Genomic DNA, 14,740 nt, shown 5'->3' on the forward strand with positions numbered 1-14,740 from the left:
CACTAACCTGCTATCCTTCCTATGGTCGGCACAATCGGACCACCTGCGACTGAATAGTTGCACTTTCTGCAATTATTAGAGCTTCATTTATTTTGTTTCCCCTTTTAATTGCACTCTGTGCAGTTAAAAGACGTTACTATGAGCTTTCGGCAGATACTAGGCTGATTATAATTGCACAAAGTACAACTATAGTGCCGATTCCTCTAAGGAGAGTTAGTTTAAGTGTACAAAATACAACTATTCGTGTCTTGGATGACAGTTGAGTATGTTGTGTCCCTCTTTTTATTCGCACTCCTCACAATAAAAAAAGCCCCCCACTAAAAGTGAGAGGCTCGCTTAAACTATACTCATTATTTAAAATTAAACACCAAATGATGACGGATCTTTTCTCCAAGACTTCAGTGCTTCTACGTCCGTCGATTCAATTTTGCCTTGTGCAAGAGCCACATCAATCAATGTGCTGTAGTTGGACAAGCTTTGTAATGGCATTTCAGCTGCAGTAAAAGCATCCACTGCACGGTCCAGCTCGTAGCTGAAGATCGCGAGTACAGCCAGCACTTCTGCGCCAGCTTCTTGCACGGCCTGAGCCGCTTTGATGGAGCTTCCACCAGTGGAGATCAGATCTTCAATAACAACAACCTTTTGCCCCGGCTTAATCAGTCCTTCGATCTGATTCTGCTTACCGTGGCCTTTAGCTTTATCACGGATATAAGCCATAGGCAGATTGAGCTTATCTGCTACCCAAGCCGCGTGTGGAATACCAGCGGTTGCTGTACCAGCGATCACTTCAGCGTCCGGATACTCGCTCTTAATAAGCTGAGCGAAGGCATCTGCAATATAGTTACGAACCTCTGGGTAAGCCATAGTCAGACGGTTGTCACAATAGATCGGCGATTTGATACCAGAGGTCCATGTAAAAGGCTCCTGTGGACGCAGCGCCACTGCTCCAATCTCCAGCAAATAACTTGCTACTTGTTCACTTCTATTTAATGAGCTCATGCTAGGGTCATCTCCTCAATAATGTTTAGTGCTGCTTGACGTGGATCTGGTGAAGCTGTAATCGGCCGTCCTACAACAAGGTAGTGACTCCCCTGACGAATGGCTTTTCCAGGCGTCATAACCCGGGACTGATCGTCCAGGGAAGCACCTGCTGGTCGGATACCTGGTGTAACCGTGCAAAATGCTGGGCCGCAAGCTTCTGCGATAGCTGCAGACTCTTGTGGCGATGCTACTACGCCATCTAGACCTGCATCGGCTGCCAGTTTAGCGTATCTTACCACAGTATCCGCTACCTCACCTGCGATCCCAATTTCATTATTCATCACTTCTTGACTCGTGCTGGTTAGCTGAGTAACTGCAATAATCAAAGGCATCTTCAGGGCTGCATTAGCACTAACTGCAGAAGCCGCTCCTTCGCGCGCTGCAGCCATCATAGCTGAGCCCCCTGCCGCGTGCACGTTAAACATATCAGCGCCAAGATTAGTAAGACTTTGAGCGCCACCTTTTACCGTGTTAGGGATATCATGCATTTTCACGTCAACGAACACAGAATAGCCACGAGATTTCAGCTCTTGAATAAATTCTGGTCCTGCCGCATAGAACAGTTGCATGCCTACCTTCATATAACAAGGAATTCCTTCCAGCTTATCGATCAAGGCTCTTGCTCCAGTCACATCAGGATAATCCAAGGCGATCATCAGACGATTCGCCATTGCTTTCCACTCTGCTTCTCCAACTCCCATAACCATGCTCCTATCCAGTGCAGACTACATCCACACCCTTTATTTATTAGACCCTAGGCATAGCGGAACGGTCTGCGTAAACGCAAACCGCCCTATGCATCTTTATGAAATTAGTTCAGTTGTCCGACAAAAGCAGGCATGGACTGTGACGAGAAGTTAATCGTCTGCAGCATTCTGAGAAGTGCCGTCACTGTATCCAGTGAAGTCATACATACGACGCCATTCTCAACCGCTTCACGGCGGATACGGAATCCGTCACGTTCTGGTGTTTTACCTTTAGTCAGTGTATTAAAGACGAAGTTCGCTTGCCCACCACGAATCAAGTCGAGAATGTTAGGCGCACCTTCATCCAGCTTGTTAACATTCATTACGTTGAGCCCTGCTTCTTCAAGCGCTTGTGCCGTGCCTCCAGTAGCAATGATTTTGTAACCCATGGAGTGGAAGCCTTTCATAAGTTCTACAGCTTCTGCTTTATCTTTATCTGCCACCGTAACGATGATAGCGCCTGTAGCTGGAATTTTCATTCCTGCTCCAATCAGACCTTTGTATAAAGCTTTTGCGTACAATTTATCACGGCCCATAACTTCACCGGTTGATTTCATTTCAGGTCCGAGTGTAGGTTCTACTCTGCGCAGTTTGGCAAAAGAGAACACTGGAACTTTAACCGATACATAATCGCTTTCCGGCCACAGACCTTCTGTATAACCGTCATCCTTCAGCTTGCTGCCGAGAATGATTTTGGTTGCCAAATGTGCCATTGGAATTCCTGTCACCTTACTCAGGAAAGGAACCGTACGCGAGGAGCGTGGATTTACTTCGATTACATATACTTCGTTCTGATAGATAACAAACTGGATGTTGACCAGTCCGATCGTCTTCAGTTCCTTAGCGATCTTGATCGTGATTTCCGCGATTTTCGCTTTCAGACCTTCATCCAGATATTGCGGAGGATATACAGCGATAGAGTCACCGGAGTGAACACCTGCGCGCTCGACATGTTCCATGATGCCCGGAATAACTACTGTCTCACCATCACAAATCGCGTCTACCTCAACCTCTTTACCTAGCATGTAACGGTCAATCAATACCGGATGCTCAGGATTCACTTTCACCGCTTCTACCATGTAGCTAAGCAGTTCAGTATCGTTATATACGATTTCCATTGCACGTCCACCTAGTACGTAGGAAGGACGAACCAGCACCGGATATCCAAGGGATTGTGCAGTTTCTACAGCTTGATCCACGTCGGTGACCGTCTTACCTTTCGGTTGAGCGATATCAAGGCGTGCCAGCAAAGCTTCGAATTTCTTACGATTCTCAGCTTCATCAATGCTGTCCAGGCTAGTTCCGAGAATCTTCACACCAGCAGCACTTAGGGGTGCCGCAAGGTTGATCGCTGTCTGACCACCGAATTGAACGATAACTCCAATCGGATTCTCTTGTGCAATTACGTTCATGACATCTTCGAAGAATAATGGTTCAAAATACAACCGGTCCGAAGTATTGAAGTCCGTGGATACTGTCTCAGGGTTATTATTAATGATAACCGCTTCATATCCAGCCTTTTGAATGGCCCATACCGCATGCACTGTGGAGTAATCAAACTCAATCCCTTGACCGATCCGGATTGGACCAGATCCCAGCACGATAACCTTTTGCTTATCAGAATGAATGACTTCATTCTCAGTCTCATAAGTCGAGTAGTAGTAAGGTGTAGTAGCTTCGAACTCAGCCGCACAAGTATCTACCATTTTGAACACAGGTGTTAAACCTTGCTCCAAACGCAGCGCACGCACATCAGCTTCTTTAGTAAACTTGCCGTTCGCTTGTCCTTCTGCACGAATTTCAGCAATCGCACGGTCTGTAAAGCCTTTACGTTTCGCTTGGTATAGAGTTTCCGCAGACAAAGTTTCTTCGCCGCGGATAACCTCTTCAAAGTTAATCAAACCTTCAATTTTGGAGAGGAACCACCAGTCTACGTTCGTAATATCCTGGATTTCTTGCAAACCGTAACCACGACGGAAAGCTTCAGCAATCAGGAACAGACGCTCATCATCAGGCTTCGCAAGACGTTCACGCAGCACGCTCTCTTCCAGTGTCTCTGCACCTGGCAGGCGGAAGCGATGAACACCAATTTCCAAGGAACGAATCGCTTTATGAATCGACTCTTCAAAAGTACGGCCGATCGCCATTACTTCGCCTGTCGCTTTCATTTGCGTACCCAGCTTACGGTTCGCATGAATGAACTTGTCGAACGGCCAGCGTGGAATTTTACTTACAATATAGTCAAGTGTAGGCTCGAAGCATGCATAGGTCTGTTCAGTAACCGGATTGACGATTTCATCCAGCGTGTAACCCATCGCGATTTTGGCAGCCATTTTGGCAATTGGATAACCAGTTGCTTTGGAAGCCAAAGCCGAGGAACGGCTGACACGCGGGTTTACTTCGATTACATAATATTGATAACTTTGCGGATCAAGTGCGAACTGTACGTTACATCCACCTTCAATATTCAGGGCACGGATGATTTTGAGCGAAGCCGTACGCAGCATTTGGTATTCGCGATCTGACAACGTCTGGCTAGGTGCCACAACGATACTGTCACCTGTATGTACGCCTACAGGATCAAAGTTTTCCATGTTGCAGACAACGATACAGTTGTCATTGGCATCACGCATAACCTCGTATTCAACTTCCTTCATGCCGGCAATACTCTTCTCAACCAGACATTGTCCGATCGGGCTATAACGAATACCTGCTTTGACTGTTTCGCGCAGCTCTTCTTCGTTATCGCAGATCCCGCCGCCGGTTCCGCCAAGTGTATAAGCAGGGCGTACAATCAGTGGAAAACCAATTCCCTCAGCGAACTCCATAGCTTCTTCCAGCGTCGTAACGATGGTGCTATCAGGTACAGGTTGTTCCAATTCACGCATTAAATCACGGAACAAATCGCGATCTTCTGCTTTCTCGATGGAATCAAGCTGTGTACCGAGAAGCTTAACATTCTCTTGCTCAAGCACGCCTGCACGAGCCAATTCTACAGCCATATTTAGGCCGGTCTGACCGCCCAGCGTTGGAAGTAATCCATCTGGACGCTCCTGACGAATAATAGCAGTTACGAATTCAAGCGTAATAGGCTCGATGTATACTTTATCTGCAATATTAGTATCTGTCATAATTGTTGCTGGATTGCTGTTAATCAGTACGACTTCCACGCCTTCTTCTTTAAGGGCTTGGCAAGCCTGAGTTCCTGCGTAGTCAAACTCCGCTGCTTGACCAATGACGATCGGTCCGGAACCGATCACTAGTATTTTTTTAAGCTTATCGTTCTTAGGCATATTATAGAGCTCCTTTCACGGCTTCAAGCTGTAAGTTAGTTTTTGGCGCCGTGATTCTGGCGTTTGCCGCAAGTTGTGCCTGACGTGAAACAACAGGTGTCTTTGCTTTATGATCTGCAATCAATTGCAGGAAGCGATCGAACAAGTAGCTGCTGTCATGCGGTCCTGGCGCCGCTTCCGGGTGATATTGCACCGAAAACGCTGGGTAACGTGTATGTTTAATTCCTTCAACAGTCTTATCATTATTATTGATGTGAGTAACTTCTAGTTCAGTGTTCTTCACAGATTCCTCATTCACGGTATAACCATGGTTCTGGGAAGTGATGAAGCAGCGTCCGCTTTCCAGTTCCTTCACAGGGTGATTCCCACCGCGGTGACCGAATTTCAGCTTCTCTGTATCCGCTCCACAAGCAAGTGCAAACAACTGATGGCCTAGGCAGATGCCGAAGATCGGGTATTCACCAAGCAATTCAGAAATCGTCTTAACAGCATGAGGTACATCTTTCGGGTCCCCAGGGCCGTTGGACAATAGGATACCATCTGGGTTCAAACGGCGAACTTCTTCCGCTTTAACATCATGTGGCACCACGACAACATCACAACCACGTTCGTTAAGCTCACGTAGGATACCAGCCTTCGCACCGTAATCCACAAGCACAATTCTTTCTTTGTTGCCTGGGCTGCTGTACGAACTTGCAGTTGATGTACGAGCTACCTGATTGCGCAATTCCTCAATCGTAGTATTTCCCATCATTTCCATCAGTTCCTCTACACGTTTGTTAGAGGTAGTCAGGATGGCTTTCATTGTTCCGTAGTGGCGAATAATCCGAGTCAACATCCGAGTATCAATCTCGCTGATCCCTGGAATATCGTATTCTTTTAGCAGATCGTCCACACTATATTCAGCACGCCAGTTACTAGGTACCTCTTCATGACGACGCACTACAAAGCCGTGTACGAAAGGTCGAACAGATTCAAAGTCATCCCGAGTAATCCCGTAGTTCCCGATCAATGGATAAGTCATTGTAACGATTTGTCCGCAATATGAAGGGTCAGACAGCACCTCTTGATATCCTGTAATTCCTGTATTAAAAACAACCTCGCCTGTCTTTTCGCCCTCAGCGCCAAATGCGGTACCTGTAAATAAAGTTCCGTCTTGCAGCAGCAATCTCGCCTGCATTCCATTCCACTCCTTCTTGTTTCTGTAGTCTAATGCTTATGCCTTACAAGCCTTCCGGAGTGTACGTGTACACAATCGCTGCTCCGTAAAGATCAGCAACTCCGCCCCACCAGTCCGCTAGTTTTTCTCAGTCCATACGGCTTTGCCGTCTACCCATGTCATTACTGGCCAGCCCTTAAGCTTCCAGCCACCAAAAGGAGTATTCCGTCCTTTACTTGCAAAAGATCCTGGGTCTACTTCTTTTTCCTGCTCCAGATCAATCAGTGTCAAATCTGCAGGAGCTCCGATATCCATCACACCAGTGTTCAGTCTGAATACCCGTGCAGGATCAGCGGTCATTCTTTGTACTAGTAAGGATAAATCCCATTTCCCAGTTGCTACAAACGCTGTGTATAGTAGTGGGAATGCTGTTTCGAATCCAACGATACCAAAAGGTGCAAGTTGCATGCCTTTAGCCTTCTCTTCCTCACTATGTGGTGCATGATCCGTAACAATCATATCTAGTGTGCCGTCTAGCAAACCTTCGATACATGCCTCAACATCGCGGCGGGAGCGTAGCGGCGGGTTCATTTTCCAATTGGCATCAAGGCCTGGAATATCTTCTTCAGAGAGCAGCAAGTGATGCGGACACACTTCAGCAGTTACTTTAATACCGATTTCTTTCGCTTGGCGAATCAGTCGCACCGATTGTTCAGTACTTACATGGCATACATGGTAATGAACGCCTGTCGCTTCAGCCAGCAAAATATCGCGTCCAACATGGATGGCTTCTGACTCATTTGGAATTCCTTTCAGGCCATGCTTTCTTGCGAACTCACCTTCGGCTACACAGCAGCCTTCAACCAGTGAATTATCCTCGCAGTGAGCAATGACAGGCATATCCAGTGCTGCGGCGATGTTCATTGCATCTTTCATCATTTGAGCACTTTGCACGCCCACGCCGTCGTCGGTGTAACCGATCGCTCCAGCTTCTTTAAGCGCCGCAAAATCAGTCAGCTCACGTCCGAGCTCATTTTTCGTAATGGCCGCATAAGGAAGTACTTTAACTAGTCCTGCTTCACGCGCCTTGTCTTTCACAAATTGTACGATTTCCGGCGTATCTGTTACTGGACGGGTATTAGGCATACAAGCTATGGTTGTAAATCCGCCTTTGGCAGCCGAGCGACTTCCGGTTTCCACTGTTTCCTTGTGTTCAAATCCCGGTTCGCGTAAGTGCACATGCATATCAATGAGTCCTGGAATGAGCAGCTTGCCTTCAGCATCAATGATCTCTCCAGCTTCTGGAGCAGCTTCATTTCCATCGATTAAGGCCGAGATAACACCTTCTTCAAGTACAATATGTTTCCGCTCTAACAAGCCTTCCTTATTCAATACGCTGGCGTTTCTAATAATCATTGTCATGATTCTACCTTTACCCTCAGATCCCGGCTGCGGGCCCTCTCATTATTATATAATAAAAATTCATGTTTGTGTATATTTATTAGTCCTTATTCATCATCATTCTTTTAACTTTATAGTAAAGCTCTTTCGAGTACCGCCATCCGAACCGGCACCCCATTAGACATTTGCGGGAAAATCCTTGATTGACTGCACTCTACAACTGCATCATCAATCTCGACATTCCGGTTAACCGGAGCTGGATGCATAATGATTGTATCTTTTGCGAGCTTTGCTGCGCGTTCTTCCGTTAAACCATAATGTCTGCGGTAATCTTCCGCGGAAAGTACGATGCCAGAAGAATGGCGTTCCAGCTGCACACGAAGCATCATGACCACATCTGCTTTAAGAGCTTCCTCTATAGTTACATAAGGTGCGTATTCCATAAGCTCAGGAGCCTTCATATTCTCCGGTGCGCAGAATTGCACTTTAGCCCCTAGCTTTGTAAGTCCCCACAGATTGGAGCGTGCTACCCGGCTATGCATGATGTCCCCGATAATAGAAACCGTGAGACCCTTTAAATCTCCGAATGTTTTGCTCATAGTGTAAAGATCAAGCAGCGCTTGAGTTGGATGTTCATTGTTGCCGTCACCCGCATTAATAAGCGGTATGGACACCTTCTCAGCTAACTGCTGCAGCACACCTGCAGGCTTCAAACGCACAACTCCGGCATCGATCCCCATCGATTCCAGTGTGCGTACTGTATCGTAGATCGACTCCCCTTTTTCTACACTAGAAGCTGCAGCTGTAAAATTAAGCACTTGTGCACCCAGTCGTTTCTCTGCCATTTCAAAAGAGAAGCGTGTGCGTGTGCTGTTTTCAAAGAACATATTAGAAATAAAATGCGAGTTCAAAATGGGAGTTAGCTTCTCACTTTGATTGTCCCAAAATGCTGTTCTTTCCAGCAGCTCAGTAATTTCCGACCGATCAAGCTCTTTTATTCCCAGCAGACTACGTTCCTTTACCTTGGTAAGTGTCATGATGTTATCGTTCCTCCCGGTTTGAAATAATGTAGACCTCGTCTTTGCCGTCGTATTCCTTCAGCGCCACTTCAATCTGCTCATGCTTTGAGGTAGGTACATTCTTACCGATGTAGTCTGGTCGGATCGGCAGCTCGCGGTGTCCACGGTCAGCCAGTACTGCCAGTTGAATCATTCGTGGGCGTCCGCAATCCATCAGAGCGTCCATCGCCGCGCGGATCGTGCGTCCGGTGTAAAGCACATCGTCGAACAAAATGACCTTCTTATCATGGATGCCATCACTGCCAGAAGTAATAATGACGTTACTCTTCACTACCGCTTCACTGCCTCCTACTTCACGGTCATCCCGATAATGCGTGATGTCGAGTTCGCCGTAAGGAATCTCGACGCCTTCAATTTCCTTGATACGCTCAGCGATGCGCTGTGCCAGATATACGCCTCGTGTCCGAATACCGACCAGCAGACAATTCTCAATCCCTTTGTTCTTCTCCAAAATCTCATGAGCAATACGCGATAATGCCCGGCGGATCGCCGTTTCGTCCATAATTACATTTTTTTCAGTAACCATAATCTTGTCACCCTCCACTTGTTTCGCCTGTTCAAGTTCCTGGAAATCAAAAAACTCCTTGCCTATAACAGGCAAGGAGTGAAATCCGCAGATGAAGAAGATGATGGCCGCGCGCATAAAAAGACAGTCCGGTGTATACACACGGATACCTTTCTAAGAGTCGCGAACCTCGATTCACGTTACCTTGCCAGCCTCACAGGACTGAATTAAAGGCGCTATTCATTTAATGAGAATTATGACAGAACAAACCCTGCATGTCAACTTTATCTGCCTAGACTACAACACTTTCCAAGCCTGCTTCTATTAACAACAAGAGGAAGGCGGTATCGTTGCATATTGCTTATATTTCCGTATTTTCTACCCGGATTAACTTCCCTGCTCACTTCAACTATGAAAGTAAAACAGAGATTGCGTGTTAAAGGGTAATACAGGGAAAACCTCCCTATAATCAGGCCATAATAGTCATTATGATCGGGATATGCGGAATTCCTCCCTATAAATTAAAGGATTTGCTTGATTCCAACCAAATAAGCTGAAATAGAGGGGGGAATTCCCTATCTTACAGTAGATCTATTCCACAATAGACTAATCCACAGTAGACAAGCCATCACATAAAAGAAAAGCCGCCCAAGGTTTCCCCAGGCAGCTTAGCTTCATTTTCTAATTAAAGATTAAAATTCAAATTCCACATCGCTTAGGCGTCTTTGAATTTCAGAGATGACACGTCTTTCTTCCTCTTCCCCTTTAGCAATAAAGGTAACAGAGAAACGCACAAACGGACCTGCATCATCCCAAGGCACGGTGGAGATTAGCTTCTCACGGATCAGGAATTGCGAGAAATCCTCACCAGATTCAAAACGGCGACCACCTTTGACACCCTTCGGTGCTGCAACATAAAGGAAGAAGGAACCCTTTGGTTTTTCAGCTTGGAAGCCGAGGCTGTTCAGTGCATCAACCAACAGGTTGTGACGACGAGAATACTTGGCAGCAATCGCTTCAGTAATCTCTGGATGAGCAAGACCGTAAGCCGCAGCTTTTTGAATCGCGATAAATTGACCGGAATCGTTATTATCCTTCACATCACTGAAGGCTTTAACTACTAGCGGATTACCAGCCACAAAACCGATTCTCCAGCCTGTCATATTATAGGACTTGGACAGGGAATGTAGTTCCACGCCAACATCCTTCGCACCCGGAACTGACAAGAAGCTAAGTGGCTTCAAACCGTCATAGGTCAGGGCCGCATATGGTGCATCGTGGACAACGACTACATCATATTTTTTAGCCCATGCAACTACCTTAGCAAAAAACTCAGGAGTCGCACTAGCGCCCGTTGGATTGTTTGGATAGTTCAAGTAAAGAAGCTTCGCTTTATGAGCAACTTCTTCCGGAATTTCGTTCAGATCTGGAAGGAAGTCATTCTCCTTCTTCAGTTCTACTGTAAATACTTGTCCACCCAAGTATTTAGTATGTGTACCCAGCACTGGATAACCCGGCACCGTCATGATCGTAATATCACCTGGATTAATGAAGCAAGAAGGCAACATCGCCAGCGCAGGCTTAGATCCGATTGAGTGAACTACCTCTGTAACAGGATCAATGCCTTCAACACGGAATACTTCCCGCAAATATTCAGCAGCAGCTGTCTTAAACTCAGCAATTCCATTGTCCGCATAACCACGGTTTTCTTCCTTCGCTGCTTCTTCAGCAAGCTTAGCCACGATACCTGCATCAGCCATTTCATCTGGTTCGCCTACGCCCATGTCGATCAATTCAATATCAGGAAAATCCTGTTTCGCGGATGCTTTGGCACGTTTGATTTTCTCGAATTTATAAATCGAGGTATCTTTACCGTAGTTCGCACCGCCGATGCGGTCTGCAAAATTAGTCTGAATGAAGCTGTCTTGGTATTGTTCAATACTCATACTGTCATCTCATCTCCTGGCTATCTACTCTAATTTAGAAGAAACGGCTTCGCCGTCCCTTGGATGGCTTATGTTTCTAGAGATCCGTTTCTGTGATAAAAAATAAGGATAAAGAATAAGGCATAACCTTCTCTTTATCCTTATGTTATTAAATATGATGGAAAGCAGAGTTCAATACCATAGACTAATTATCACTTCATTTGTACTTATCTGCTGCGCAATGTGAACAGAACTTCTTCCATGTCTTCCGGAATAGGTCTGCTGAATTCTTTATATTCACCTGTTGTAGGATGAATAAATCCAAGCACCGCCGCATGTAACGCTTGTCCATTCATAGTTGTTCCTTTGCTGCGTCCATAAATCGGATCGCCCACAAGCGGATGACCAATGAATTTCATATGCACTCTAATCTGATGCGTGCGCCCAGTCTCTAGCTGCAGCTCCAGCAGTGTACAATTGCCGAACCGCTCCATCACCGTAAAATGGGTCACAGATTTCTTGCTGTTCTTTTCCGTTACAGTGTATAGCTTGCGATCATGTGGATCTCTACCGATCGGAGCGTCAACCGTTCCTTTGTCATGCGACAAATTACCGTGTACAACTGCTATATAGCGGCGCGTTACACTGTGCTCCTTAAGCTGTGCTGCGAGTGATGCGTGACTAGCATCATTTTTAGCCACCATAATAAGACCAGAGGTATCCTTATCAATACGATGTACAATACCTGGACGAATCTCACCGTTAATACCGGACAGATCCTTGCAATGATACATCAGTGCATTCACTAAAGTGCCTGACGGATGCCCAGCTGCTGGGTGCACAACCATACCACGTGGCTTATTAATCACAATGACATCGCTGTCCTCATAGACAACATCAAGAGGGATATTCTCCGGAATCAAATCCGTCACTTCTGCTTCAGGAACGACAATGGAAACTACATCGCCTTCTGAGAGCTTATAATTAGCTTTCACGGTTGCCCCATTAACCGTAACATGGCCACCACTGATCCACAGCTGTACCTGAGAACGAGAAATATCCTCTTCCCAAGATTCCGTGATATATTTATCGATTCGCTCCCGCGCGTTCTCCGCCGAAACGGTCCACTCCGTGACGTCCCTCTCTTCTTCGCTCGTAGATGCCGCTTGTTGATTGACGTCTTTGTTCAAATCATTCATTCCCTTCTTTTACTTCCTTTGCTTCTTTTACTTCTTTGATTTCCGTGATTTCTTCACCATTCTTAAGATCGCGGAAGGAGTCCAATAGAATCAACCCAACCCCAATGACGATACACGAATCCGCAACGTTAAAAATCGGGAAGCTATAGCTTCCAAAATTAAACAGAAGGAAATCAACAACCTCACCACTAATCATCCGGTCGAGGAAGTTACCTATCGCTCCACCCAGAACAAGTCCAAGGGCAACAGACAGCATCTTCCGCGAATGTCTAGTTTTGTTCAAGTACCAAACGATACCTGCAACCACTACAACCGTAACTAAAAAGAAGAACCATTGCTGACCTTGTAGAATCCCAAAAGCAGCCCCGCGATTACGATGTGAGGTAATTAGGAAGAAATTCCCGATAACCGGAATCTGATCCCCAATCTCCAGACGTGTGGCAATGAGATATTTCGTTCCCTGATCCACCAAAAATACAATAAGAGCAATCAAATAGTACACCACAGAAGTTGTCACTCCGTTCTTATTTTTCCCGCTAAATGCGGTACGAATACTGTTATAAGACTTGTATATTGTAGCACAGCCCTTAGAAGATCGTCTATTGCGTGACATCTCTCCAGTGCTTAATCTTGGGGACTATTTTCCATCGCTAAAATAACGCCTCTCAGGTCAACCTAACAAAGAACCATCCGGTGCAAATCGGTGAGTCGGAAGGATTCTCAAAAAAGTACAGAAAGGAGCTTACTCATCATGACGCACCTGACAGTACAGCAGCTCTCAGAGCTACGCGCCCGATTAGAAAAAGATCGTGATACTATTCAGCACAGGCTTCAGAATAATGAACATTACGGCTTACAGGAATCCATGCGGGATGGCACCGGAGAACTTTCCGAGAATGATAACCATCCTGGGGATGCAGCCACAGATTTGTATAATCGCTCCATGGATATTTCATTGCTAGAGCGGGACGAGCATGAGCTGGATGACATTGATGCTGCTCTCACCGCTATGGATGAAGGCACCTATGGGATATGTAAGGCTAGCGGTAAGCCGATTCCTTTTGAGCGTCTGTCTGCTATTCCCTCCACGCTTTATTGTAAAGAGCACGCTCCACGTCAAAATGCACCTTTTACTCGGCCAATTGAAGAAGAATTTTTGTCTCCTCCATTTGGGCGTACGAGTCTCGATGAGCGAGAGGATCAAAACGGCTTTGACGGTGAGGATGCCTGGCAGATTGTAGAAAGCTGGGGCACCTCGAATACTCCCGCCATGGCGGAAGGCAACAATATTGACTCTTATAATGATATGGAGATTGAAGCCGATGAGCTTGAAGGCTGCGTAGAGCCTTGGGAGAACTTTATCGCCACTGATATTACGGGCAACAATGTAGTTGTAGTACCGGGACGTAGCTACGAGCGTTATAAGGATAGTGGCGAGGGAAGTTACATGCTTGATCCGCTCGAAGGCGAGGAGTAAAAGCATTGTCCCCCACAAGAAAAATGAACAGCGTGCGGTTCCAGTTTCATTGTGGAATGGCCCGCTGTTTTTTTTGTTTTTTCAGCTCTACTTCATTTTGTTAAGAAAATGTTCAGATTTAGCTGTTAAACTGATCTAATGGATGATGAAACCGACATACAAGGAGTGTACCGTAATGAATCACGACTATTTTAAAAATGTACAGCAGCTCAGTCATGAAGATGACCGACGATATTTATTATTAATGAGAGGCTTACGCATCATACACGAGGAAAAAAAGCAGCGCAGCCCTCTCCAAAGATTAAAGAAGGAACGGTACGGACTCGGGAGAAACATAGAAGCCCAAGGCTGGGTAAATCCACCAAAGAAAATTGACCGAACCCCACTCTCTCCTACAAACCAAGTAAAGACAGCTACGCCTTAAAAAGCTATTTGAATTCCAGCTGACGTTGAACAATTCGTACAATATCCGCAATATAATCTCCGATAATCGGTAGATTCAATGCTCCAAGTACCTGAAGAACATAGATGATCGTTGCCGCAAAAAAAGTAAAGCCTAGCGCGATCCCTACTCCACGAGCCGCTCCATATAAAATATTTTTCCAAATTAGAGTCCAAGGTGAATATAACAGCTCCGTATACTGATAAATTCGTGATTTCTCTAAGATATGGGCCCATTCAAAGGTTAATCGATACATTGTATTCATTTTTTCTTCCAGTGGAATGTCTTCTGGATTGCGATGATCTGCTGTCAAACGTTCAGGGTTCGCTTCAGGAATGATCTGCTTCTCCGCTCCCTTGTCCGGGTCATTCTTGTTGCCGGATGTCTTTATGGAGATTCTGCTCTTCTGATCCTCCACAGCCGCAGCTCCTCTCATACGTCCTACACTCGTCACAAAGTAAACGAGCCCGGTC

The 14,740-nt window shown here is 45.9% G+C and carries 13 protein-coding genes; 2 read left to right on the top strand and 11 right to left on the bottom strand.

Annotated elements, in window-relative coordinates; all coding sequences use genetic code 11:
• Positions 1-360 precede the first annotated feature (360 nt).
• The 10 genes from pyrE to lspA all read right to left on the bottom strand — a co-directional run bounded on the left by pyrE (position 361) and on the right by lspA (position 12,853).
• Positions 361-999 (bottom strand): orotate phosphoribosyltransferase, encoded by a 639-nt coding sequence (pyrE, locus tag QNH28_RS22240; RefSeq protein WP_283908588.1) that lies wholly within the window; start codon positions 997-999, stop codon positions 361-363.
• Positions 996-1,742 (bottom strand): orotidine-5'-phosphate decarboxylase, encoded by a 747-nt coding sequence (pyrF, locus tag QNH28_RS22245; RefSeq protein WP_283908589.1) that lies wholly within the window; start codon positions 1,740-1,742, stop codon positions 996-998. The genes pyrE and pyrF overlap by 4 nt, the downstream gene beginning before the upstream one ends.
• A gap of 110 nt (positions 1,743-1,852) precedes the next feature.
• Positions 1,853-5,080 carry a carbamoyl-phosphate synthase large subunit gene (gene carB, locus QNH28_RS22250; RefSeq protein ID WP_283908590.1) on the bottom strand — a complete coding sequence of 1,076 codons (3,228 nt, stop codon included), beginning with the start codon at positions 5,078-5,080 and terminating at the stop codon, positions 1,853-1,855.
• Between the two features lies 1 nt (position 5,081).
• Positions 5,082-6,260, bottom strand: a complete 1,179-nt coding sequence (gene carA, locus QNH28_RS22255; RefSeq protein WP_042190808.1) for a glutamine-hydrolyzing carbamoyl-phosphate synthase small subunit — start codon at positions 6,258-6,260, stop codon at positions 5,082-5,084.
• Positions 6,261-6,377: 117 nt separating this feature from the next.
• Entirely contained in the window at positions 6,378-7,661 is a 1,284-nt protein-coding gene (locus tag QNH28_RS22260; protein ID WP_283908591.1) for a dihydroorotase, read from the bottom strand.
• 110 nt (positions 7,662-7,771) lie between these two features.
• On the bottom strand, positions 7,772-8,677 hold the full coding sequence (locus QNH28_RS22265) for an aspartate carbamoyltransferase catalytic subunit (RefSeq protein ID WP_283908592.1): 906 nt from the start codon (positions 8,675-8,677) through the stop codon (positions 7,772-7,774).
• 4 nt (positions 8,678-8,681) lie between these two features.
• Positions 8,682-9,245, bottom strand: coding sequence for a bifunctional pyr operon transcriptional regulator/uracil phosphoribosyltransferase PyrR (gene pyrR, locus QNH28_RS22270; protein ID WP_042130202.1), 564 nt, complete (start codon positions 9,243-9,245; stop codon positions 8,682-8,684).
• 671 nt (positions 9,246-9,916) lie between these two features.
• On the bottom strand, positions 9,917-11,170 hold the full coding sequence (locus QNH28_RS22275) for an LL-diaminopimelate aminotransferase (RefSeq protein ID WP_283908593.1): 1,254 nt from the start codon (positions 11,168-11,170) through the stop codon (positions 9,917-9,919).
• 206 nt (positions 11,171-11,376) lie between these two features.
• Positions 11,377-12,348, bottom strand: a complete 972-nt coding sequence (locus QNH28_RS22280) for an RluA family pseudouridine synthase (protein ID WP_283908594.1) — start codon at positions 12,346-12,348, stop codon at positions 11,377-11,379.
• Positions 12,341-12,853 (bottom strand): signal peptidase II, encoded by a 513-nt coding sequence (gene lspA, locus QNH28_RS22285; protein ID WP_283912238.1) that lies wholly within the window; start codon positions 12,851-12,853, stop codon positions 12,341-12,343. Before lspA ends, QNH28_RS22280 begins: the two co-directional genes overlap by 8 nt.
• Before the next feature lie 246 nt (positions 12,854-13,099).
• Here lspA and QNH28_RS22290 point away from each other — a divergent pair, with 246 nt between their 5' ends.
• Both QNH28_RS22290 and QNH28_RS22295 read left to right on the top strand, forming a co-directional pair.
• Positions 13,100-13,825: a TraR/DksA C4-type zinc finger protein gene (locus QNH28_RS22290; protein ID WP_283908595.1), complete on the top strand. Its 726-nt coding sequence runs from the start codon at positions 13,100-13,102 to the stop codon at positions 13,823-13,825.
• Positions 13,826-14,000: 175 nt separating this feature from the next.
• Positions 14,001-14,249: a hypothetical protein gene (locus tag QNH28_RS22295; protein WP_283908596.1), complete on the top strand. Its 249-nt coding sequence runs from the start codon at positions 14,001-14,003 to the stop codon at positions 14,247-14,249.
• Positions 14,250-14,253: 4 nt separating this feature from the next.
• Here the strand turns inward: QNH28_RS22295 and QNH28_RS22300 are convergent, their stop codons facing one another.
• Complete coding sequence (locus QNH28_RS22300; protein ID WP_371915735.1) at positions 14,254-14,544, bottom strand: DUF5665 domain-containing protein; 291 nt, start codon at positions 14,542-14,544, stop codon at positions 14,254-14,256.
• Between the last annotated feature and the right edge of the window lie 196 nt (positions 14,545-14,740).

Source organism: Paenibacillus sp. G2S3 (assembly GCF_030123105.1).
Classification (GTDB): domain Bacteria; phylum Bacillota; class Bacilli; order Paenibacillales; family Paenibacillaceae; genus Paenibacillus_AQ.